Genomic DNA, 22,435 nt, shown 5'->3' on the forward strand with positions numbered 1-22,435 from the left:
CGATACCGCCGCCGTTTGCCAATATCGCTGTTGTCGCCGTTCACTGCCGCCATCCGCCGCCATTCGTCGCCGCCTGCGCCTGCGCCTGCGCCTGCGGATCCGAATCTTTGAAACCGCCAATCCCCTCCTCCCCCCCAAGGGGTGGACCTAACTGAACCCACGATGAAAAAACCGCTCATTACCACCCTGTTTGCACTCGCCGCAGTGCTGACGTCCGGCGCGCAGAGCCGCACCGAAACATACACCTTCGCGAGTGCGATCCTCGGAGCCGAAAAGAGTTGCACGGTCTACCTGCCCGACGGCTACGACAACACACCGGAGTCCTACCCCGTGCTCTACCTGCTGCACGGCGCCAGCGGCTGCCACACCGACTGGACCCGGAAAGGCGACCTGCGCCGCATTGCCGACGAAGCCATCGCCGCAGGCATGGCCCGCCCGATGATCGTCGTCATGCCCGACGCCTCGGGCGAAGGTCCGGACCTCACGGACAAGCACATGGGCTATTTCGACATTCCGGGCTGGGCCTACGAGCGCTTCTTCTTCGAGGAGTTCCTGCCCGCCGTCGAAAAGCACTACCGCATTGTCTCCGACAAGGCACACCGCGCCATTGCGGGGTTGTCGATGGGCGGCGGCGGCACGGCGGTCTACGCCCTGCGCCACCCCGAGCTGTTCGGCTCGGCCTGCTCGATGAGCGGCCTGCTGGACACCTTTCCCGGCAGCCGAAGCAACGACAACACCTTCCGTCAATCCGTCGCGGAGAACTCGCCCGTCGAGTTGCTGCGCCGAATGAGCGACCAGCAGCTCGACGGCGTGCGCTCGGTCCGCTGGTGGGTCGACTGCGGCGACGACGATTTCCTCTGGAAGTGCAACGTCGCCTTCTACACGCTCCTGCGCGAGCGCAACATTCCCCTGCAATACCGCATGCGCGACGGCGGCCACACCTGGCGCTACTGGCAGACAGTGCTGCCCGATGCTCTGACATTCGTTTCGACCGGATTCGGCAAATAGCCGCGCCAGCCCCACCCTCCCCTCAAAAAAAAGATGTGTCCAATTTTCCAATTGGACACATCTTTTTCTCCTTTCCGAATTTTACTTCACCTTCTCGAAGACGTAGACTTCGTGCACCTCGCCGTCATAGCCCGGGTAGAAGCCCCGGGGCATGCCCAGCACGATCCGCGCCCCGCGGTTGGCCAGCACCAGCAGTTCGCCCGTCGCAGGATCCACGGCCAGCCCCTCGATTTCGCCCGGACGGCGGAAATCGTCCATCGAACGGAACGGCAGCACCGTGGCATAGGATTTTCCGTCGCGCAGATCCGCGACGTAGAGGTTGTCCGGTTCATCGAGGTCGGCATCCCCGTCGTCCGCAGCGATCAACATGCGTCCGCCGACCATGAAAATCCCCTGCTGCCACTGGGGCACGGGACGCAGGTGGACCTTGCGGACATACTGCCCCGTCTTCCGGTTGTAGCCGTAGACATAGCGTCCGTCGACCCAGTCGGCCATCCAGATCATGTCGCCGTCGCGGTCCACTGCCAACCCGCACACCTCGACCTGCCCCGACGAAGGTTCCCAGTCGATCGAACGTTTCCACTTCAACGTGTTGGCATCATAGACCGCCACCTGGATATTCTCCCCGCGGCCGTCGTTGAAGGATTCGATCCCGGCGTAAATCTCCCCGTCCCACACGTCGATGTCGCCGATGTGGTTGGCCTCCAGGGGCAGCCCCTCGAACGGCTGTTCGTTTTTGGCCACCAGCCGCCCCTGCTTGTCGTACTTGTAGAGCGCCGTGCTCCCCGAGACGTAGTAGCAGGCCGAATCGGCGGCCACCCCCTGCCGTCCCTCGACGGGAATCACACGTTTCAGTCGGTACTCCGACCCCAACTCCTGCGCCCCGAGCGGCATTCCTGCCGCCAGCAAAAGCGCCAGCATCAAAATTCGTTTCATCACGATATCGTTTTTCATACGCTTCCCAAACAAAAAAGGGGCCGGAGCGTTCCCAATCCGGAATCCGCTCCGCCCCGAGTTCAAAGCGGTGGGTGTTCCGCCTATTTTCTCTTCGCGTTCTGCCGCGCCTCCTGCTGACGCATCAGCTCTTCGTAGCGCTGCTGGAATTTCGATTTCTTGCCTTTCGACTTCTTCGCGGCGTTCGCCTGCATGATCGCGTGGATCTTGTTGTCGTCGACCATGCGTCGGATGACGAGCGTCTGCCCGATGGTGAAGAGGTTCGACAGCAGGTAGTAGTAGCAGAGACCGCTCGAATAGCTGTTGAACCAGAAAAGCATCATGATCGGCATCATGTAGACCATCATGAACTTCATGCCGGCCATCTGGGGCTGCGACGAAGCCGTCTGCTGGTAGTTGAACCAGGAGTATCCGAACATCGACAGGGCCATCAGCAGGGCGAACAGCGAAACGTGATCGCCGTAGAAGGGGATCGAGAAGGGCAGATTCAGCACACTGTCATACGACGAGAGGTCGTCGGCCCACAGGAAGGGCTGCTCGCGCAGCTCGATCGAGGCGGGGAAGAAGCGGAACATGGCGATCAGGATCGGCATCTGAATCAGCAGCGGAATACAGCCGCCCATGGGGTTGATGCCGACCTTCTTGTAGAGTTCCATCATCGCCTGCTGCTTTTTCATGGCATCCTCCGGCTTGGGATACTTCTTCGCCAGTTCGTCGACCTGAGGTTTGACCAGACGCATCTTGGCCATCGAGACGTAGCTCTTGTAGGTCAGCGGCGAGATCACCAGCTTCACGAGGAGCACCAGGATGAAGATGATGATGCCGAAGCTGCCGATGTAGTTACGCAGGAAGTCGAAAACCGGAATCACACACCAGCGGTTGACCCATCCGAAGATGCCCCATCCCAGCGGCACGAGCCGCTCCAGATAGATGTCCGTACCGCTCGGCTCGTCGACCTTCTTAAGGATCGAGTACTTGTTGGGACCGAAATAGAATGCGAAGTTATATCCCTCGGTCTGCGGCGTATAGGGCAGTCCCATCTGAGCCGTGAAGGTCTTGAGCAGCGTCGACTCGGGAGCCGCCGTGTCGAAGGCCAGGTTGGCATAGGCCACGTTGTCCGGAGCGATGAACACCGACGAGAAGAACTGCTGCTTGAAAGCCACCCAGTTGACCTGCGTGGTGATGTTCTTCGACTTGGCGCCCTCGCTCATGCCCAGCTCCTCGATCGACGATTCGTCGGGGAATCGGTACGAGAGCGTGGTGTACATGTTCTCGTTCTGGAATCCCTTCTCGTTCTGGAAGGTGGTGTTCGCCCAGTCGATCAGAATCTGCGTCTGGTTGGCCATCTCCGGGGCCATGTTCACCATCCGCACGTCGAAGTCGACCAGATAGTCCCGCTCGGGCGCCTGCGTATCATAGATCAGGTAACGATATTCCAGATAGGCCCCCTCCGCGACCGGAAGACGCATCACGACACTCTTGGCACCGTCCGCCTCCCCGACCACGGGCTGGGGCGTGAACACATAATCCAGCGTGTTGACCGGCACGTTCTTCAGCCCCTTCTTCAGGTAGAACGAAAGTCCGAAACGCGCCGTGGCCGGGTCCATCATCTCGATCTTCCGGTCTCGTTTTCCGCGCGGTCCGTATTGGGTATAATCCTTCAGCGTAACGCCCTTGATCTGGCCGCCTCGGGTGGAGAAGAGCACCGCTATCACGTCGTTCTCCACGACGAATTCTTCGGCCTCGGCCTCGCGGGCCGCCGTCAGCGACTCGCCCAGCGTCTCCACCTGGCGCTCGCGTACCGCCGCCGCAGCCTCGGCTGCCGTCACTGCGGCCTGCAGGCCGTTGGCCGACACCAGCGAATCGACCGCGGGAGCCGTCGCCCGAGCCGCTGCGGCTACCGAATCGACATAGGCCTCGTATGCGGCTTTCTGGTCGAGATACTCTTTCTGCTGCTTGCTGTTGAAGTAGGCGAATCCCAGAAAAAGAACCGCTACGATGGCAATGCCGATGATTGATTTTTTATCCATTAAACTGTCTTGCTTTTTTATCTTTTCAGAAGATGATTACTTCGTCTCCGCATACGCCAGTGCGGCCTTCACAAAGGCTACGAACAGCGGCGAGGGGCTCAATACGGTGCTCTTGTATTCGGGATGGTACTGCGTACCGACGAACCAGGGATGGTTCTCGATCTCGACGACCTCGACCAGGTTCGTGTCGGGATTCACACCCACGGCCTTCATCCCGGCCGCCTCGAACTGCTCCAGATAGTCGCTGTTGAACTCGTAGCGGTGGCGGTGGCGCTCCGAAATGTTGAGTTTGCCGTAGGCGGCAGCGGTCTTCGATCCCTTTTTCAGCACACAGGGATAGGCCCCCAGACGCATCGTGCCGCCTTTGGCCGTAACCCCCTTCTGCTCCTCCATCAGGTCGATGACCGGATGCGGCGTCTGCTCCATCTCGCTCGAATTGGCATCGGCCAGCCCCAGCACGTGACGCGCGAACTCGATCACCGCACACTGCATGCCCAGACAGATGCCCAGGAAGGGAATGTTGTTCTCGCGGGCGAAGCGCACGGCCTCGATCTTCCCCTCGATGCCACGGTTGCCGAAGCCCGGGGCCACCAGGATGCCGGACATCTTGCCCAGCAGCGCAGCCACACTCTCGCGGGTGATCTTCTCCGAATTGACATAGTGCAACTTGACCTTACAGTCGTTGACCGCCCCGGCGTGGATGAACGATTCGCAGATCGACTTGTAGGCGTCGGGCAGCTCGGTATACTTGCCGACCAGCGCGATCTCGATCTTCTTCGAGGGGTGCTTCACCTTCTCGACGAATGCGCTCCAGGCGGCCATGTCCGGCTCCTTGTCGGCCGGGAGTTCCAGTTTGTCCAGCACGACCTCGTCCAGATGCTGTTCGTGCATTTTCAGCGGCACTTCGTAGATCGTCGGCACGTCGATCGACTCCATCACGGCATTGGCGTCGACGTTGCAGAACAGGGCCACCTTGCGCTTGAGGGCCGCCGACAGCGGATGGTCGGCGCGCAGCACGAGAATCTCGGGCTGAAGACCGTTCTCCAGCAGGGCCTTCACCGAGTGCTGCGTGGGCTTTGTCTTCAACTCGCCCGAAGCGGCCATGTAGGGGATCAGCGTCAGATGTACCAGCGCCGTATTCCGATACCCCAGCGAGTAGCGCAGCTGGCGCACCGACTCGATGAAGGGCTGCGACTCGATGTCACCCACCGTGCCGCCGATCTCCGTAATGATCACGTCGTATTTCTTGGTCTGCCCCAGCAGCTGAATGCGGCGTTTGATCTCGTCGGTGATGTGGGGAATGACCTGCACGGTCTTGCCCAGGTACTCGCCCTTGCGCTCCTTCTCGATGACGCTCTTGTAGATACGGCCCGTCGTGACGTTATTGGCCTTCGACGTGGGCTGGTTCGTGAAGCGCTCGTAGTGTCCCAGGTCGAGGTCCGTTTCGGCGCCGTCCTCGGTGACGTAGCACTCTCCGTGCTCATAGGGATTGAGCGTTCCGGGATCCACGTTGATGTAGGGGTCGAGTTTCTGAATGGTCACCGAGTAACCGCGGGCCTGCAGCAGGCGGGCGATCGAAGCCGAAATAATACCCTTACCGAGCGACGAGGCCACGCCGCCCGTTACGAATATGTACTTGGGTTTGGAAAGTTTCATTACTGTTCTATTTATAAATTTCGTTGTAACACCGTTCAGGGCTTTTTCCGCCACATCCGCCTCGGCGGCTGTGACCCGGGGGACGGCTTGGGCCCGGCTGCGCGCCCTTGCGCCGCGGCCCGTCCTCCGGAGCGACCGGGCGATCCGATCGTCAGGCGTTGCTGTTTTCGTCCTGCTCCTGCCTGTCGATCAGCTTCACCTTCTCGATCGTCGCGGCCATCTCCTCGCGGGCGCGGTTGATCTTGGCACGCACGTCGGCCACCAGGGCCTCGGCATTCTTCGACTTGGCAAAGAAGCCGATGTTGTTCTCCAGCAGCCCGATCTCCTGCTCCAGCTGACGCACCTTGTTGTAGAGGCGCTCGCGTTCCGAACGCAGCCGGCGGTCGCCCGAAGCCTTGATCGACGAGAGTTTCTCGCGGAAGCGGCCCATCGAACGGTCGCGCTCCGAGCCGCGCAGCGTGTCGAAGAGCCCGTCCACGGCGGCCTTGTATTTTTTCTGGATGGCATCCTTCTGTCTGATGGGCACAAAACCGATCTCACCCCAGCGGCGCTGGAATTCGCGGATCACCTCATAGCCTCCGGCCTTCACGTCGGCCGCAGCCATCTCTTCCAGCAGGGCGAGTTTCTTCCGCAGGTTCTCCTCGTGCTCGCCGTCGACGCTCGCGAAGTGTGCCGCCTTGCGCTCGAAGAACTTGTCGCAGGCATGGCGGAAACGCTTCCAAATGGCGTCCGAATGGCGCCGCGACACGGCACCGATCTGCTTCCAGCGGGCCTGCAGGGCGATCAGCTCGTCGGTGGCCTTCTTCCACTCCTCGCTGTTCATCAGCGACTCGGCGGCCTCGCAGATCTCGACCTTCAACTGGAGGTTGTGCTCCATCTCGGTCTTCATTCCGGCATAGAACAGCCGCTTGGCCTCGAAGAACCGGTCGCACGCCGTGCGGAAACGTTCGTAGATGCGGTTGTTGTCTTTCTTCGGCGCGAAACCGATGGTCTTCCAGGTCTTCTGAATCTCCAGCAGGCGGTCGCTCGCCCGGTTCCACTCCTTGCGGGTGGTGAGCGGCTGGGCCGAGAGTTCCTCCGTGGCGACACACAAGCCGGTCTTGAGTTCGAGGTTCTTCACCTGCTCGTTCTTCAGGGCTTCGAAATACTCCTGATGCTGCTTGTTGATGCGGCTCGACGCGGCCTTGAAACGCTCCCAGAGCACCTCCTTGTACTCGTTGGCTACGGGACCCGTCTCGCGCCACTCGTCGTGGAGTTTTTGCAGCTTGTGGAACGCCTCGACGACAGAAGGCTCCAGCACCAGCGCCTCGGCCTGCTCGCAGAGGGCCACCTTCTGCTCGTAGTTCTTCTTCAGATCGAGGTCGCGCAACTCCTTGTTTATCTTGATGAAGCTGTAAAAATTCTCGACATGCAGGTTGTAGGTCTCCCACAAATCCTTAACATGCTGCTGCGGCACGATGCCGGTATCCTTCCAGCGCTGCTGCAATTCGCGGAACTTGTTGAACGTATGGTTGAGCGTCTCGTCCGAATCGACCAGCTCCTTGAGCTCCTCGATGATCGCCTGCTTGACCTTGAGATTCGCCTCCTTCTCGGCTTCGAGATTGGCGATGAACACGTCGCGGCGGTGGCGGTACTCCTTGAACAGCTCCTTGAGCTGCGTCTCGGCGCCGTCTACCGAAGGAGCGAAATTCTCCTCGGCGCCGCCCTCCTCGATGAAGCGGCGGCGTGCAGCCTCGACCTCGGTGCGGCGGATGCGGTAAAAGGCGATCTTCAAAGCCTCCACATCCCGGCGGATCGACTGCACGGGCTGCTCCTCGAGCATCCGCGCGAACAGGGCCACCAACTCCTCCTTGCTCTTCCCGGCGAACTTGTCCGCCTCGGGCTTCTGCGCGGCGAGTTCCTCCGCGGCCTCCTCCTCGGGCGTCGCGTCCTCGATCTCCAGCCCGGCATGCTGCGCCACGAGTGCAGCCTCCTCATCGGCAAAGTCCACCGCCATGTCCCGGGGTGCCTCCTCATCCTCCGCTTCGGCCGGCACCGACTCGGCGGCCGGCTTGATCCGGGCACGCTTGGCACGAGGTGCAGCCTCCTCCCCGGGGATCGGCTCCCCGACGGGCTCCTCCGCAGACATCCCTGCAGCGGACTGCTCCGCACCGGCAGACACTTCGGCAACTCCGGCAGACGCTTCGACAGACGCTTCGGCGGCGGGCTCCTGCGTCACGGCCGATTCCGCGGACGCATCCGCAACCTCCGCAACAGGTTCTTCCGCAGCAGCGGACGCCTCCGCATCCGGTTCGGCAGCGGGCATTTCGGGTTCAGGAACTCGGGCAGTCACGGCAGAATTCGCTTGCTTATCTTCAGCCGCAGGGCTGACTCGCTGCTCGGGAGCAGGAAGTGTCGGTTTTTCAGTAGCCATTTCAGTACACGTTTTTGGTTCCCGCATATGCGGGAGCATATAAATCTCGCAAATATAACCATTTTATGCGGAACGCCGAAAAGATTTCGTCAAAACATGCAACCGCGCCGCCCTCCGGGAGTGCGAAATGGCTGCATCCCGATACGGCGGCGCGATTTTTCAGTCCGTTGCGGCCCCTCGTCAGCGCTTGCGGCCCTTTGCGGCAATGCGCCTGGGTGCAGCCTGACGGCCCGTCGTCACGGGACGGCCGCTGCGGCGGACGCTCCGGGTTCCGCCGCGCTTGGGCTTCTCCCACGCCGCGGCATCGTCGTAACGCTGAAAAGCCTCCCAGTCGAAGCCGTCGTTGCCGCCCGTCGGAGGCGTACTCCAGTCGTTTTCAGCCTTTTTGCGGCTCCGTTTCGCGGGAGCCCGCTCCCCGGCCTCCTCCGCCGGTTCCGCATCGTCCCTGCGCGGCCGCCGTTCGGAGCGCAACTCCCCGGCGCCTTCCGGTCGTTCCGACCACTCCGACCGCTTGCGTCCCCGCACGCCGGGACGCCACTCGCCGGCCGATTCGCCGCCGGACACGCCCTCGCCGCCTTCCTCAACAGCCGGCCGGTTCCGCTTCCCGCCGCCGTTCTTCGCGTCGGAACCGTCGATCTTGGCGATGCGCCGACGGCCTCCCGAAGCGTTGAGCTGTCCCACGACCGCCTCGGCGTCGCTGAACGGCACACTCACCAGCGAATAGTTCTCGAAAACGCGCACGTCGTCGATATGTTTGTCCCGCAGCCCGCACTTGCGCTTGAGCATCTCCACAATCCGGCGGGCCGTATATCCGTCGCGGCCTCCAAGGGCCAGGAACAACCGCGCCTTCCCCTTGCGGTCGACCGAGAACGAGCGGATTTCGGGGTAGCTGTTCTGATCCAGCTCACTGCGGAAAGCCAGCCGCAACAAGGCCCCCAGCGCCACTTCGGGCGCATAGCTTTCGAGCAGTTCGGCCGCGATGTCGGCATAGTCGCCGTAACTCTCATTGGCCACGATCTCCTGCAAATCCTCCTTGATTCTGGCGCGCTTCATCGCCACAATATCCTGCGGCGACGGCAGCGTCTCCCGCTTGATGTCGGCTTTGATGTCGCGCATCATCCAGTTGAAACGGCGCAGTTCGGCCCCCGAGATAAAGGTGATGGCCGTGCCCTGATTCCCGGCGCGGCCCGTGCGGCCGATGCGGTGGACATAGCTCTCCGAATCCTGCGGCAGCGAGTAGTTGATCACGTGCGAAAGGTTCGACACGTCGATACCCCGCGCCGCCACATCGGTGGCCACCAGGATGTTGACCACCTTGTCGCGGAACTTGCGGAGGATCTTCTCGCGCTGGGCCTGCGACACGTCGCCGTGCAGCCCCTCGGCCGAATAGCCCTGGGCCACCAGACGCGTCGCCACCTCGTCCACACTGATCTTCGTGCGGCAGAAGACGATGCCGTAAAAGTCCGGCTCGATGTCGATGATGCGTGTCATGGCGTCGAACTTGTCGGCCTCGCGCACCTCGAAATAGATCTGATTCGTAAGGTCGGTGATCAGGTGCTGCGACTCCACGCGCAGCATCTCCGTATTGCGCATGTAAGCCTCCGAAAGACGGACGATCCGCTCGGGCATCGTGGCCGAAAAGAGCAGCACGCGGCGGTCCTCCCCCGTGTGTCCCATGATCTCCTCGACATCCTCCACGAAGCCCATGTTGAGCATTTCGTCGGCTTCGTCCAGAACCAGGAAGCGGACCTTGTCCAGGTGGAGCGTTCCGCGGCGGATGTGGTCCAGCACACGGCCCGGCGTGCCGACGACGATGTCGACGCCCCGCGACAGACGGCGCAGCTGCTCGCCCATCGCGGCCCCTCCGTAGATGGCCGTGATCGACAGCCGCCGCTGGCGGTTGTAGCTCAGGAGTTCCTCGGCAGCCTGCACGGCCAGCTCGCGCGTCGGGACGAGGACGATGGCCTGCACGCCCTCTTTCGAGGGCTCGATCTGCTGGAGTATGGGCAGCCCGAAAGCCGCCGTTTTGCCCGTTCCGGTCTGGGATTGCGCAATGATGTCGTTCTCTCCCGTGAGCAGACGGGGAATCGTAAGTCGTTGGATGGAGGTGGGTGTTTCGAACCCTTTTGCATGGACGGCCGCGAGCATCTCCTCGCTAAGTCCCAAGGCACCGAAATCAGCTTCGTTGATCATATATGAATAGTTGAGGGGGCAAAGGTACGACAATTTATTGAATATTCGCCGGAAAATCATTATCTTCGCAAAAAGTTACACACACGCCCCCTGTGGGCATCAGACCGAAAATCGACACCATGAGCCACCGCATCCTGCTGGTCGACGACGAGGTGGACATCCTCGAATTCGTCCGTTACAACCTCGTACGCGAGGGTTACGAAGTCTTCACGGCCGAGAACGGCGCCGAGGCGCTGAAAGTGGCCGCGGCATGCCGTCCGCACCTGATTCTGCTGGACATGATGATGCCGGTGATGGACGGGGCGCAGACCTGCCGTGCGATCCGCCGCAACCCGGTTCTGAAGGATACCATGGTGGTTTTCCTCTCGGCGCTGGGCGAGGAGGGGCAGCAACTGGCCGGCTTCGACGTGGGAGCCGACGACTACCTGACCAAACCGATCAAGATGAAGCTGCTGGTAAGCCGCGTGCAGGCCATCCTCAAGCGCATCGACGCCGACAGGCCGCCCGAGAAGGCCCCGGCTCCGGGAATCACGGTCAACCGCGAGCGCTACACGGTGATCCGCGACGGACAGGAGATCGCCCTCCCGCGCAAGGAGTTCGCACTGCTGGACCTGCTCTACTCGTCGCCCGGCAAGCTGATTCCCCGCGAGGAGATCTACGCCAAGATATGGGGCACGGAGGTCGTCGTGGGCGACCGCACGATCGACGTGCACATCCGCAAGCTGCGCCAGAAGATCGGCGACGAACGCATCGTGACCGTGAAAGGCGTGGGCTACAAATACGACCCCTCCTGAACGCAGGCTGCAGAGCGAGGGGGGGGCTGCTCCGCTGAAGCCGACCCTCCTGCGCCATACCCTTCTCTGCCGACTCCATATCCCCTTGACCACACCTCCGTTTCTCCCACGCCGCCCCTCCGAAGACGAAGACAAACCGTCTCCGACGTCATATATGACAAATTTTCCCCTTATTTCGGCAACCAAATAGACGATCCGTAATCATTTTTTGCTTAAATTTGCACATCCGTAAAATAATACATATATTTAAATTATGATTCGTGAACTTTTTGCCGTGGGCCTGGGAGGCGCCGCCGGGAGTATCGCCCGCTACATGCTCTCCGCCTGGCTGCTCGGAGGACACACGCTTCTGGGTTTTCCGGCTGGAACGTTCGCGGTCAATGCCGCGGGATCGCTGCTGATCGGCATCCTGCTGGAGACCACAAATTCGGCTGTGGCAGGATGGTTGCTCATTGTAGGGTTCTGCGGCGGGTTCACCACCTTTTCGACCTTTTCGGCCGATACCGTGCGGCTGCTGCGCGCCGGGGACTACGGTTCCGCAGCGGCCTACATGGCCTTGAGCGCCGCGGTCTGCATCGCCTTCGCGGCGCTGGGCATGTGGCTGGCGGGGTTGCGAAGCCGGATTTAGCCTGCCCCCGTAAGCCGACGACCCTTCCCGGCCCACCGCGCACTCCCGGCCCGGAAATCCGGATTGCATTGGAGAACCGGCTCCTGGGAACGGAAGCACAGAATCGGGTCAGGACGCAGAAAGGCCGCGTCGCCCCGAAAACCCGGCCATGGACTGGGCAGGCCAAACGTGCAGGCGCCGCAAAGGCGGCAAGGGCACCGGCCGACGACAGAATAACGGACAAAAAACATAAAACTTAAATAAGACTTATGGTAATTCTAGTTTTAAACTGCGGCTCCTCTTCGATCAAATATCAGGTGATCGACATGGAGGAGTCCTCGAGCAAACTGCTCGCAAAAGGCATCGTGGAACGCATCGGCCTCCCGGAAGGCGATCTGACCCATAAACCCGTCGACAAGAATCCCTTCGAGCTCCACCAGCCGATTCCCGACCACACGACCGGCATCAAACTGGTGCTCGACGCCCTCACCGATCCCACCCACGGCGTGATCGCCTCGCTCGAGGAGGTGAAGGCCGTCGGCCACCGCGTAGCCCATGGCGGCGAGTTCTTCCCCGAGAGTTGCATCGTCACCGAGGATGCCAAGGCGAAGATCCGCTCGCTGTTCGAGATCGCCCCGCTGCACAACCCCGCCAACCTCGAAGGCGTGCTTTCGATCGAGAAGGTGCTGCCCGGCGTTCCCCAGGTTACGGTCTTCGACACCTCGTTCCACCAGTCGATTCCGGCGGTGAACTACATGTATGCCCTGCCCCACGCCTACTACGAGAAATACCGCGTGCGCAAATACGGTTTCCACGGAACCAGCCACAAGTATGTGGCCAAGGTGGGCGCCGAACTGGCCGGGCTCGATCTGCACAATTCGCGGATCATCACCTGCCACATCGGCAACGGCGGTTCGGTGACGGCGATTCTCAACGGCAAGTCGTTCGACACCTCGATGGGCTTCTCGCCGCTCGACGGCCTGGTGATGGGCACGCGCTGCGGCCAGGTGGACGCCAGTGCCATCACGTTCATCGGCGAAAAGGAGGGCATGAGCTATGCCGAGCTGAACACGATGATGAACAAGAAGTCGGGCGTGCAGGGCCTCACGGATATTTCGAGCGACATGCGCGACATCGACCGCGCCTACGACGAGGGCAACCCCCGTGCAATTCTGGCGCGCGACATGTACTACGGACGCATCAAGAAGTTCATCGGCGAATATGCTGCCGAGATGGGCGGTGTCGACATGATCATCTTCACAGGCGGTGTGGGCGAGAATTCGTGCGAGATGCGCGAGGAGGTCTGCTCCGGTCTGGAGTTCATGGGCGTGAAATTCGACCCTGCCGCCAACAAGGGAGCACGCGGGGTGAACATGATCCTCTCGGCCCCGGATTCGAAGGTCCTGATCGCCACCATCGCCACCAACGAGGAGCTGGTGATCGCCACGGATACGTATAATCTGGTCAAATAACACCCGCCGCACCCAAGCCCCCGCGGGCCGGAGGCAGATCCGATTTGCAACCGATCCCAAGGGAGAGAGAGGGGGGGGGGAAAAAAAAACCAATGGTCGGCAACATACCGACACCCATAGACAACCAACAAATTTTTAAATAGAACAACATCATGATTCAGCATCTTAGCGAAATCGTCGAGGAGGCGAGAAAACAGGGTAAAAAGCGTCTTGCCGTAGCCTACGGGCAGGATTCGCATACACTGGAGGCGGTCTACGAAGCCTACAAGGAGGGTCTGGTGGAGCCCACGCTCTTCGGCGACAAGGAGATCATCAAGAAGGTCTGCCAGGAGAACGACATCGACATCAACGCATTCAACATCGTCGACGAGCCGAACGACATGAAGTGCGTCCAGCAGGCCGTGGCCTCGGTCGTCTCGGGTAATGCCGACGTACTGATGAAAGGTCTGGTCTCGACCGACAAGTACATGCGCGGCATCCTCAACAAGGAGGCCGGACTGTTCCCTCCGAAAGGCGTCCTGAGCCACGTTTCGATCGTCGAAATGCCCTGCTACCACAAACTGCTCATCATCTCGGACGTGGCGGTTCTTCCGCTCCCCGACTTCAAGCAGAAGATGGTGCAGATCGGCTACCTGGCCCGCACGGCCAACCTGCTGGGCATCGAGCGTCCGAAAATCGCCTGCATCGCCCCCTCGGAGCAGTTGCTTCCCAACGTGATCTCCTCGACCGAAGGCGCACTGCTGGCCAAGATGGCCGACCGCGGCCAGCTGGGCAACGTCACCGTCGACGGTCCGCTGTCGCTGGACGTGGCCCTCTACAAGGAGGTCGCCGAGCACAAAAAGGTCAAGGGTTCGTCGGTGGCCGGAGATCCCGACTGCCTGCTGTTCCCCAACCTCGAATCGGGCAATGTCTTCTTCAAGTCGGTCTCGCACCTCTGCGGCGGCGAACTGGCGGCGATGGTCATGGGTACGAAGGTTCCGTGCGTGCTGACCTCGCGCGGCGACACGAGCAAGACCAAGCTTTTCTCGATAGCGCTGGCCTGCTTGGCTGTAAAAAAATAAAATTCCGGACTTCGGACCTAACCTAATCTTAAATCCATTCGACGAGCGAAGCGACGCATCCCGGTTGAACCATCCCGACCGCGAGTCGTTGCGAATTCGTCGGACTCACGTAAAAAACGAACCGAGAACTTATGAGCTACAAAATTTTAGCAATAAATCCCGGCTCAACGTCTACAAAGGTCGCCCTCTACGACGAGGAGCGACCTTTGTTGGAATTGAACCTGCGTCACTCCACCGAGGAGATCTCCCGCTTTGCCTGCGTGAACGACCAGCTGGACTGGCGCCGCGGACTGATTCTCGCGGCACTCCGCGAAAAGGCGTTCGACATCAAGGATCTCTCGGCGGTGATCGGCCGGGGCGGGTTGATACGCCCCATTCCCTCAGGAGTCTACGAAGTCAATTCGCGCATGCGCCACGATCTGCGTAACGCGCAGATGAAGCACGCCTGCAACCTCGGAGGACTGCTTGCGGCACAAATCGCCCACATGGCGGGCGTCAAGGCCTACATCGCCGACCCGCCGGTGGTCGACGAGATGGACGATGCGGCACGCATCACGGGCATGCCGATGTGCCCGCGCAAATCGATCTTCCACGCCCTGAACCAAAAGGCCACGGTGCGTCTTCACTGCGAACGGACGGGCCTGGTCTACGAAAAGTCGAATCTGATTGTGGCCCACATGGGAGGCGGCATCTCGATCGCGGCCCACAAGCAGGGGCGTATCGTCGATGTCAACAATGCGCTCGACGGCGACGGTCCTTTTGCCCCGGACCGTGCGGGCAGCATCCCTTCGAGCGAACTGATCAAGGTCTGCTTCTCGGGACAATATACGAAAGAGGAGCTGCTGAAATTCATTTCGAGCAAAGGCGGACTGGTGGCCTACCTGGGCACCAACTCCATGCTTCAGGTCATGGAACGCATCGCCCAGGGCGACCAGCAGGCCCAAAAGGTTCTCGATGCCATGTGCTACAACATCGTGAAACAGATCGGAGGTCTGGCCGCAGCCCTCTCGGGCGACGTTCAGGGCATCGTCCTCACGGGCGGCATCGCCTACAACGAGCCTGTCGTGGAGTACATCCGCGAACACTGCTCGTTCATCGCGCCGATCTCGGTCTATCCGGGCGAGAACGAACTCGAAGCACTGGCCACCAACGCGCTGTTGGTGCTCCGGGGCATCACCACCCCGAAAGAGTACAAGTAGCGGGACATACCCCGAAAAAAGACAGGTTGCCTATCTTCGGGCAACCTGTTTTTTGATGATGGACGTCACTTCGCGGAAGGCCTCCAGCCGGAACAGCGCCGAGAGCGCAAGGTAGCTGACCACCCCCGTCACCAGTTCGGCCGCCAGCCGCAGCAGGTCGCTGCCCGGAATCGCCGCTGCGGCGATCCGCACGAGGAAATACATCGCTCCCGACACCAGCACCACGGGCAACAGCGTCCGGACGAAACACCGGAGCGTCAGGGTGGTGAAACGCGTCGTCGCCAGGAAGTTGACCGCCATTTCGCAGAACGCAATGGCCACCAGTCCCCAGACCACGGCCATCACGCTGTGCGGAATCGTCACGGCGAAGATCGCCGTCATGATGATCTTCTTCACGACTTCGAGACGCACGATAAGCGGACCCTTACACTTGACTTTCAACACATTGTACGCCATCAAGGCAATCGGATAGAACAACCCCGCCAGACACACCGCCTCGAAATAGGGGACCGTCGGCATCCACTCCTCGCCCAGCAGCACGGCGAACATGTCATGCGCCACAGCCGACATGCCCAGCATGATCGGAAACATCACGTAAGCGACGACCATCACCACCTGCCGATAGCTCTCGGCAAACCTCGGGGCGTCGTCGCGGATCTTCGCCAGAGCCGGGAATGTGACGTTCTGCACGGCCTGAATGCCCGTTGCTGCGGGCATGTCTTTGAGTTTCACCGCCTGGTCGAACGACCCGAGCACCGCAGGTGAATAGAGTTTTCCGAGGAAAAACAGGGGTACCCTGTTGTAGAAATTCGCAATCAGGTCCGTCACCATCAGGCTGCATCCGAACGGAGCCATCTCCCGCAGGGGTGCCAGTCCGCACTTGCCGCAGGGGCGCCAGTCGCTCAGCCACCACAGCAAGGCGGTGCGTATCCCGACCGCGATCACGCGCTCGGCCACGAGGCTCCAGATGCCCCACCCGGCCAGCGCCAGCACAATGGCAGCCAGCCCGCCGGCCAGCGACGAGAGGAAGGTCACCTTCGAGAGCAGCGCAAAACGGAACTGGCGGATGAAGATCGTATTCTGAACGGCACACAGGGCGTTGAGCGGCAGCAGGAGGAAGAAAACCGGGGCGATCCGTGCAATCTCGGGCATGTCGTACCAGCGCGCCGCGAAGGGCGCCACCGCCACCAGCAGCCCATACAGGACCACCGACACGGCCATGTTGAAGAGGAAAACCGACTTGTAATCTCTTTGCGAAGGCCCCTTGTGACGGACCAGGCTCTGCGAAAACCCGCTGTCGACGATCACCAGCAACACCGTCACGACGGCCGACGGAATGGACATGAAGCCCAGAATGTCGCGCGTCAGCAGGCGCAGGATGACCAGCCGCACGGCCATCGTGAGGAGCATCGAGCCGATCTTCTCGGCCATGCTCCACGCCACGCCCTGCGCGACTTTCTCTTTGAGTTCGCCGCCCAAAAAAACTAACCGTTGTGCTGCGCTACGATCTCCTCGTTACGCTTGCGGATATTCTGCACGTTGGCAATCTCGACATACGACGCACCGCCGTCGGGACCGAAACTACCGCCCACGATGGCCATCAGGTCACCGTCGTCGAGCTTGCGGTACTGGTCGAGGAACTCCAGGGCATCGACCAGGAAGTGGTATTTGTCGGAGAGTTCCTGCGTCCGGAGAATCGGCACGACACCATACGACAGGGCCAGAATACGCTGCGCATGCAGCTGGTAGCAGACGGCCATCACGGTCTTGCGGCCTCGGAACGCCGCCAGATAACGGCCTGTGCGGCCCGTCTTAGTGTCGAGCACCACATATTTGATCGGCAGGTTGGTCGAGGCGCGCACGGCCGAACGGGCCAGCTGTGCGGTGATCTCGTGGTTCACCGAAACCATGTCCATGTCGATCATCGGCTTGAAATGCGTCTCGTCGCGTTCGATTTCGCGGGCGATGCGGGCCATGGTCTCCACCGACTGCACGGGGAAATCGCCCATGGCGGTCTCGTCGCTCAGCATCACGGCATCCACACGTTCGTAGATGGCGCTGGCCACATCGCTCACCTCGGCGCGCGTCGGGCGCGGGGACTTGACCATCGAATAGAGCATCTGCGTGGCGATGATCACGGGACGCTTGGCGCAGATACACTTCTCGACGATACGCCGCTGCGTGTTGGGAATGGCCTCGGCCGGGAGCTCCACGCCTAGGTCACCGCGGGCAACCATGATGCCGTATGAAGCCTCGATGATCTCGTCGATGTTGTCGAGTCCCTCCTGGTTCTCGATCTTCGAGATGATCTTGATGTTGCTGCCGTGGGCGTCGAGAATCTCCTGCACGGCCCGGATGTCGCGTGCCGAGCGCACGAACGAATGCGCAATGAAATCGACGTCGTTCTTCACGGCCCATTCGATGAAGCGCCGGTCCTTCTCGGTGACCGACGGCAGGTCGATCGACACACCCGGCACGTTGACGCTCTTGCGCGAACGCATGGCGCCTCCCACGACGAACTCGCAGTCCAGCTCCGTGTCATTCTTGCCCACGACGCGGATTTCCAGCTCGCCGTCGGCGATCAGCATCCGCGCCCCGACGGGAATATCGTTCACGATCGAGGGCACGTTCATGTAGACCACCTTGCGGGTCGTGAAGTCCGAGCCGTCCGAACCGCGCACGGCCACCCGGTCTCCGGGATGGAAATTGATGCTGTTGCCGTATTCGTCGGCGATCGTCGTGACACGGATTTCGGGTCCCTTGGTATCTATCATGATCGGAATGGCCGGGTTCACCCGGTGCACCGTCTCGACGATATGTGTGGCTCCGTCCTCAGTGACGTGCGCCGAATTGACGCGCACCACGTCCATCCCCGCGTCGAAAAGCTGTTTTACAAACTCCTCGTTACAACGGAAATCCGACATCGTTGCGACAATCTTGGTTTTTTTCATGCGATACATACAGAAATATTTTTGGTTTTTTGTCCTTTCAATTTTTCAATCCGCCCCAGAGGGTATCCGGACGGCCCCAGGTACCGTTTGCAAGTCCGGCCGCTCCCGCAACCACTCTCCGCGGCCCGGGGGAGGGGCGAAAATCTGTCCGACGGCACTCTCCCGGGCCCTCGGACCGAACCGCTACCTTTCGCCGATCAGCAACAGGGCTTCCGTTCCCAATCGGTACGAATCCAGCCCGAAGCCCATGATCGAGCCCCTGACCACGGGAGCCAGCAGGGAGGTGTGGCGAAACTCCTCGCGGGCGAGGATCGAGGAGATGTGCACCTCGACGACGGGAAACGACACGGCCGACACGGCGTCGCGCAGCGCCACCGAAGTATGCGTATATCCGCCGGCATTGAGCACCACGCCGTCGTAGAGGCCCTCGGCCTGCTGCACGGCATCGATCAGTTCGCCTTCGATGTTCGACTGGAAATAGCCAAACTCCACCGCGGGGCAGGCCGCTTTCAGCGTCTCGAAATACGACTCGAAGGTCTGCGATCCGTAAACCCCGGTGTCGCGCCGTCCCTGAAGATTGAGGTTCGGTCCGTTGAGAATCAATATCTTCATAGCTCCATTCATTAACCTGACGCCCCAAGCGGGCGATTCCCGGACAAAGATACGAAAAAGTCGGACGAGAACAAACCCGAATCGCATCCGCTCCGGCAAAATGCTGCGGCGGATAAAAGTGCGGTCGCGGCACCAAAGATACGAAAAATCACCGAAAAAATCGGTACCTTTGCACCATAACACCACTCTTCCATGACCGAATTCGGATTCATCGACAACATAAAAGCCCTTTTCGCCCCGCTTCCCGACAACGGATTCGAGGGCATCGGCGACGACTGCTCCGTGTTGCCTGTCGGCGGCGGCGAATCGCTGGTCTTCACCGCGGATCTCTTGACCGAAGGGGTTCACTTTCTGCGTGCGGCGACCTCGGCCCGCGAGCTGGGGCGCAAGTCCCTCGCCGTAAACTTGAGCGACGTGGCCGCCATGGGCGCCCGTCCCGTGGCGACACTGCTCTCGATCGCCCTTCCGGCCGATGCCGCCGATGCGTGGGCCGAAGAATTCATGCTCGGCTACCGGGAGCTCTCCGGGGAGTTCGGCGTGACGCTCGCCGGCGGCGACACGACCCGCTCGCTGTCAGGCATCACGATCAACGTCACGGCCATCGGCCGCGCAACCGACACCCACCTCAAGCGGCGCAGCGACGCACGCCCCGGCGATGTGATCTTCACCGCCGGGGAACTCGGCGCCTCGGGAGCGGGCCTGCAAGACATCCTCGCGGGGCGCTACGACACCCCCGCGGCAGCCGTCCACCGCAACCCGCAACCGCAGGTCGCCGAAGGCATCTGGCTCGGCACCCGCCCCGAGGTGCACGCCATGATGGACCTTTCGGACGGACTGGCCTCCGACCTGAGACACATCCTCGACTGCTCGGGCGTCGGCGCCGAAGTTGCCCTCGGGCAGATCCCCGTGGCACCGGGCACCGACGTCCGCATGGCCGCCTGCGGAGGCGAAGACTACAAACTCCTGTTCACCGCCGCTCCGGAGGCAGCCGAACGCCTCGCCGCGGATTTCCGCATCCGCTTCGGCACACCCATCCACCCCATCGGCCGCATCACGCCCCAACCGGGCTTCGTATGGCTCCGCAACGGAAAACCCGAGCCGCTGGACTGGCACGGGTTCGAACACTATTGATGCAAACGGGGATGAATGGCTCCATCCCCGCATGCCGACCGTATCGGGACAGGTCGCGTCCACACCCCGCGAGCGCCACACTCAGCGCTCCATGAAATCGGAAAAACTCAGTCCCGAATGATGTAGACGCGTTCGTTGCGTCCCTGCATGTGGTAATTCTCCCGGGCGTACTCCTCGAGATAATCATCGTACTTCAGCCGTTCGAGCAGGGTGCTGTCCTGTTCGATCTTCCCGGTGTAATAGATTTGCTCGCGGGCCAGGGCATTGATCTGCCGCTTGATCTTCACGGCATGCAGGGCATTGCGCCCCACGACGAACATCGTGAGGACGACAATGATCGCCGTTGCGACGATCCAGAATCTGCGGCCGAACCGAATTTTCATTGATCCAATTTATTACTCCCGAACAAAACGCGGCTCCCGGGCAAAATACCCCCAGGCAAAATACCCCCGGACAAAACGCTCCCGAGCAAAACGCGGCACCCGGACAAACTACGCCCCTCTTACTCCCGGACAAGGGCCGAAACGGCGCCTGCCCCCGACGGAACACGCCAAATGCCGGCATTCCGGGGTACAGAGCCTCCCCCTGCCGCAAATCGGCATCAGGGAATGTGCATGTATTTGTGCGTCTGAATGGAGATGTTCCATTGCGGATGCGCCTTGACATACGCGACGATCGCGGGCATCACCTTCTCGGCGACGCTCCATTCGGGCTGGAGGAAGAGCAGACTCTTTCCGCCTACGCGGGCGGCATTCCGCTCGGCCCATTCGAAATCCTCCTCCGACTCGACGATCACCTTCAGCTCGTCGGCCCGTTCGAACGCCTCGTCCAAAGGCGGCTGCCGGCGCTTCGGCGAGAGACACACCCAGTCGAAAACACCGCTGAAGGGATGCGACCCCGAGGTCTCCAGAAAAATCTGCAAGCCCTTTTCGCGCAGCGTCTCCGTGAGCACCCCCAGCGGATAGAGCAGCGGCTCGCCCCCCGTGATGACGATGGCCTGGGCCGGACACGACGTCGCCCGGTCGATCACCGTCTGCACATCGGTCGGCGGATAGAGTTTCGGGTTCCACGTATACTTGGCGTCGCACCAGCGGCAACCGACGTCACAACCTCCGAGCCGGATGAAATAGGCGGGTTTTCCGGTGTGGAAACCCTCGCCCTGAATGGTGTAGAAATCCTCGACCAGCGGCAACATCCGCCCGCCGTCGAGCCATGCGGGATCGGTTGCGGCTACCATCACTCGGTCACGACGTAAATATCCTTGAGACTGCGGCCCAGCTGGTCGTAGTCCAGCCCGTAGCCCACGATGAACTCGTTGCCGATCTCCATGGCGCGGTACTTGATCGGCAACGTCTTGCGGTACGACCCGGGTTTGAAGAAGAGCGTACAAACCTCGACCGACGCCGGATTTCGGGCCTCAAGGTCCTTGATCATGTGCTCGATCGACTCGCCGGTGTCCACGATGTCCTCGACGATGATCACATGACGGCCCTCGATCGAATTGTTCAGACCGATCAGACTTTTCACGTTGCCCGTGGAGCAGGTTCCGTCGTACGAAGCCAGCTTGACGAACGAGAGTTCGTTCTGGAATTCGATTTTCTTGATCAGGTCGGACATGAACATGAACGAACCGTTGAGAATCCCCAGAAACAGCGGAGTCTCCTTGCCGGCATAGTCGGCATTGATTCGCTGCGCCACGGCATCCACGGCCTTGTCGATCTGTTCGGCGGGGATCATGATTCGGAACTTCTTGTCGTGAAGTTGTATGATATTCTCCATTTCGCTACGGGATTTTTGGAATTATACCTGCAAAAGTAACTATTTGCGCGCAACAAACGAAGTCTTCGGAGAAAATAATCGCAAAAAGATCACCCGCCGCCCCCGGGCCGTTTTCCCAACAGCGCGGGACTGCCGCCGCGCAACGCCCCCTCCCGACCGGACAACACCCCGCCGCTATTTCGCAAAGCCCCTCTCCCGCGGACTCCCCCCGACCACCCGGCGCCGGACTTCCGCCGCGCAACGACGGCCTCCCTCGAGAAGGCTCCGCCCCTTCGCCCCCGCAGGAAACGGCCGAAGCACGGATGCCAAGGACTTCCGCACCCGGCACCGGACTGCCGCCTCCCCATTCCAACGCCGGCGGCGGACATCGGCCCTCCCCCCCCTGCAAACCCCTTTCCCGGTCCCAGATATCCGGCAGCAAACGGGCAAAGCGCCGATTCCGAGACATCGAATTCCCCGCAGCATGTAACAAATGCCTTCCGCGGAGCGGTTTGGTATAGCCGCGCGCCCATTTCATACACTACCCTGCCAAACGGGCGATAACCCCGGCGGGAAATCCCATCTTTGCCGCAAGA

18 protein-coding genes are annotated in these 22,435 nt (G+C 61.0%); 7 read left to right on the top strand and 11 right to left on the bottom strand.

The window, feature by feature from the left end; genetic code table 11:
• Positions 1-162 precede the first annotated feature (162 nt).
• A complete protein-coding gene (locus QZ460_RS08065) occupies positions 163-1,008 on the top strand; it encodes an alpha/beta hydrolase family protein (RefSeq protein ID WP_290541064.1) in 846 nt (281 codons plus the stop codon).
• 81 nt (positions 1,009-1,089) lie between these two features.
• Here QZ460_RS08065 and QZ460_RS08070 read toward each other — a convergent pair whose 3' ends face one another.
• The 5 genes from QZ460_RS08070 to QZ460_RS08090 form a co-directional block, all read right to left on the bottom strand.
• A complete protein-coding gene (locus QZ460_RS08070) occupies positions 1,090-1,944 on the bottom strand; it encodes a hypothetical protein (RefSeq protein ID WP_290541065.1) in 855 nt (284 codons plus the stop codon).
• Positions 1,945-2,045: 101 nt separating this feature from the next.
• Entirely contained in the window at positions 2,046-3,992 is a 1,947-nt protein-coding gene (gene yidC, locus QZ460_RS08075; protein WP_290541066.1) for a membrane protein insertase YidC, read from the bottom strand.
• Positions 3,993-4,028: 36 nt separating this feature from the next.
• Positions 4,029-5,648 carry a CTP synthase gene (locus QZ460_RS08080; RefSeq protein ID WP_290541067.1) on the bottom strand — a complete coding sequence of 540 codons (1,620 nt, stop codon included), beginning with the start codon at positions 5,646-5,648 and terminating at the stop codon, positions 4,029-4,031.
• Between the two features lie 151 nt (positions 5,649-5,799).
• Complete coding sequence (locus tag QZ460_RS08085) at positions 5,800-8,061, bottom strand: DUF349 domain-containing protein (protein WP_290541068.1); 2,262 nt, start codon at positions 8,059-8,061, stop codon at positions 5,800-5,802.
• Positions 8,062-8,241: 180 nt separating this feature from the next.
• A complete protein-coding gene (locus QZ460_RS08090) occupies positions 8,242-10,254 on the bottom strand; it encodes a DEAD/DEAH box helicase (RefSeq protein WP_290541069.1) in 2,013 nt (670 codons plus the stop codon).
• Between the two features lie 119 nt (positions 10,255-10,373).
• On the opposite strand from QZ460_RS08090, the gene QZ460_RS08095 reads away from it, so the two are divergent.
• The 5 genes from QZ460_RS08095 to buk all read left to right on the top strand — a co-directional run bounded on the left by QZ460_RS08095 (position 10,374) and on the right by buk (position 15,387).
• Positions 10,374-11,048 (top strand): response regulator transcription factor, encoded by a 675-nt coding sequence (locus QZ460_RS08095; protein WP_290541070.1) that lies wholly within the window; start codon positions 10,374-10,376, stop codon positions 11,046-11,048.
• Positions 11,049-11,301: 253 nt separating this feature from the next.
• Positions 11,302-11,676 (top strand): fluoride efflux transporter CrcB, encoded by a 375-nt coding sequence (gene crcB, locus QZ460_RS08100; protein ID WP_290541071.1) that lies wholly within the window; start codon positions 11,302-11,304, stop codon positions 11,674-11,676.
• Between the two features lie 248 nt (positions 11,677-11,924).
• Entirely contained in the window at positions 11,925-13,127 is a 1,203-nt protein-coding gene (locus QZ460_RS08105) for an acetate kinase (RefSeq protein WP_290541072.1), read from the top strand.
• A 152-nt stretch (positions 13,128-13,279) separates the two neighbouring features.
• A complete protein-coding gene (locus QZ460_RS08110; RefSeq protein ID WP_290541073.1) occupies positions 13,280-14,188 on the top strand; it encodes a phosphate acyltransferase in 909 nt (302 codons plus the stop codon).
• 131 nt (positions 14,189-14,319) lie between these two features.
• Positions 14,320-15,387 (top strand): butyrate kinase, encoded by a 1,068-nt coding sequence (buk, locus tag QZ460_RS08115; RefSeq protein ID WP_290541074.1) that lies wholly within the window; start codon positions 14,320-14,322, stop codon positions 15,385-15,387.
• A 30-nt stretch (positions 15,388-15,417) separates the two neighbouring features.
• Here buk and QZ460_RS08120 read toward each other — a convergent pair whose 3' ends face one another.
• From QZ460_RS08120 to aroQ, 3 genes are all read right to left on the bottom strand, one after another.
• The gene (locus QZ460_RS08120) at positions 15,418-16,866 is read right to left on the bottom strand and encodes a lipopolysaccharide biosynthesis protein (RefSeq protein ID WP_290541075.1); all 1,449 of its coding nucleotides are present in this window, start codon (positions 16,864-16,866) and stop codon (positions 15,418-15,420) included.
• 5 nt (positions 16,867-16,871) lie between these two features.
• Positions 16,872-18,347, bottom strand: a complete 1,476-nt coding sequence (pyk, locus tag QZ460_RS08125; RefSeq protein ID WP_290541076.1) for a pyruvate kinase — start codon at positions 18,345-18,347, stop codon at positions 16,872-16,874.
• A 174-nt stretch (positions 18,348-18,521) separates the two neighbouring features.
• A complete protein-coding gene (aroQ, locus tag QZ460_RS08130; RefSeq protein WP_290541077.1) occupies positions 18,522-18,950 on the bottom strand; it encodes a type II 3-dehydroquinate dehydratase in 429 nt (142 codons plus the stop codon).
• Positions 18,951-19,142: 192 nt separating this feature from the next.
• Here aroQ and thiL point away from each other — a divergent pair, with 192 nt between their 5' ends.
• Positions 19,143-20,081, top strand: coding sequence for a thiamine-phosphate kinase (thiL, locus tag QZ460_RS08135; protein ID WP_290541078.1), 939 nt, complete (start codon positions 19,143-19,145; stop codon positions 20,079-20,081).
• A gap of 107 nt (positions 20,082-20,188) precedes the next feature.
• Here thiL and QZ460_RS08140 read toward each other — a convergent pair whose 3' ends face one another.
• The 3 genes from QZ460_RS08140 to hpt all read right to left on the bottom strand — a co-directional run bounded on the left by QZ460_RS08140 (position 20,189) and on the right by hpt (position 21,860).
• Positions 20,189-20,464 carry a septum formation initiator family protein gene (locus tag QZ460_RS08140; protein ID WP_290541079.1) on the bottom strand — a complete coding sequence of 92 codons (276 nt, stop codon included), beginning with the start codon at positions 20,462-20,464 and terminating at the stop codon, positions 20,189-20,191.
• A gap of 218 nt (positions 20,465-20,682) precedes the next feature.
• A complete protein-coding gene (locus tag QZ460_RS08145) occupies positions 20,683-21,318 on the bottom strand; it encodes a 7-carboxy-7-deazaguanine synthase QueE (protein WP_290541102.1) in 636 nt (211 codons plus the stop codon).
• Positions 21,318-21,860: a hypoxanthine phosphoribosyltransferase gene (gene hpt, locus QZ460_RS08150; RefSeq protein ID WP_290541080.1), complete on the bottom strand. Its 543-nt coding sequence runs from the start codon at positions 21,858-21,860 to the stop codon at positions 21,318-21,320. The genes QZ460_RS08145 and hpt overlap by 1 nt, the downstream gene beginning before the upstream one ends.
• Positions 21,861-22,435 lie beyond the last annotated feature (575 nt).

The organism is Alistipes sp. (genome assembly GCF_020026455.1).
Taxonomy (GTDB): domain Bacteria; phylum Bacteroidota; class Bacteroidia; order Bacteroidales; family Rikenellaceae; genus Alistipes.

What these genes read in the sequence shown, in the direction of transcription:
- QZ460_RS08065 (WP_290541064.1), top strand. Translation starts at nt 163, where the DNA reads ATGAAAAAACCGCTCATTACCACCCTGTTTGCACTCGCCGCAGTGCTG.
- QZ460_RS08070 (WP_290541065.1), bottom strand. Translation starts at nt 1,944, where the DNA reads ATGAAACGAATTTTGATGCTGGCGCTTTTGCTGGCGGCAGGAATGCCG.
- yidC (WP_290541066.1), bottom strand. Translation starts at nt 3,992, where the DNA reads ATGGATAAAAAATCAATCATCGGCATTGCCATCGTAGCGGTTCTTTTT.
- QZ460_RS08080 (WP_290541067.1), bottom strand. Translation starts at nt 5,648, where the DNA reads ATGAAACTTTCCAAACCCAAGTACATATTCGTAACGGGCGGCGTGGCC.
- QZ460_RS08085 (WP_290541068.1), bottom strand. Translation starts at nt 8,061, where the DNA reads ATGGCTACTGAAAAACCGACACTTCCTGCTCCCGAGCAGCGAGTCAGC.
- QZ460_RS08090 (WP_290541069.1), bottom strand. Translation starts at nt 10,254, where the DNA reads ATGATCAACGAAGCTGATTTCGGTGCCTTGGGACTTAGCGAGGAGATG.
- QZ460_RS08095 (WP_290541070.1), top strand. Translation starts at nt 10,374, where the DNA reads ATGAGCCACCGCATCCTGCTGGTCGACGACGAGGTGGACATCCTCGAA.
- crcB (WP_290541071.1), top strand. Translation starts at nt 11,302, where the DNA reads ATGATTCGTGAACTTTTTGCCGTGGGCCTGGGAGGCGCCGCCGGGAGT.
- QZ460_RS08105 (WP_290541072.1), top strand. Translation starts at nt 11,925, where the DNA reads ATGGTAATTCTAGTTTTAAACTGCGGCTCCTCTTCGATCAAATATCAG.
- QZ460_RS08110 (WP_290541073.1), top strand. Translation starts at nt 13,280, where the DNA reads ATGATTCAGCATCTTAGCGAAATCGTCGAGGAGGCGAGAAAACAGGGT.
- buk (WP_290541074.1), top strand. Translation starts at nt 14,320, where the DNA reads ATGAGCTACAAAATTTTAGCAATAAATCCCGGCTCAACGTCTACAAAG.
- pyk (WP_290541076.1), bottom strand. Translation starts at nt 18,347, where the DNA reads ATGTATCGCATGAAAAAAACCAAGATTGTCGCAACGATGTCGGATTTC.
- aroQ (WP_290541077.1), bottom strand. Translation starts at nt 18,950, where the DNA reads ATGAAGATATTGATTCTCAACGGACCGAACCTCAATCTTCAGGGACGG.
- thiL (WP_290541078.1), top strand. Translation starts at nt 19,143, where the DNA reads ATGACCGAATTCGGATTCATCGACAACATAAAAGCCCTTTTCGCCCCG.
- QZ460_RS08140 (WP_290541079.1), bottom strand. Translation starts at nt 20,464, where the DNA reads ATGAAAATTCGGTTCGGCCGCAGATTCTGGATCGTCGCAACGGCGATC.
- QZ460_RS08145 (WP_290541102.1), bottom strand. Translation starts at nt 21,318, where the DNA reads ATGGTAGCCGCAACCGATCCCGCATGGCTCGACGGCGGGCGGATGTTG.
- hpt (WP_290541080.1), bottom strand. Translation starts at nt 21,860, where the DNA reads ATGGAGAATATCATACAACTTCACGACAAGAAGTTCCGAATCATGATC.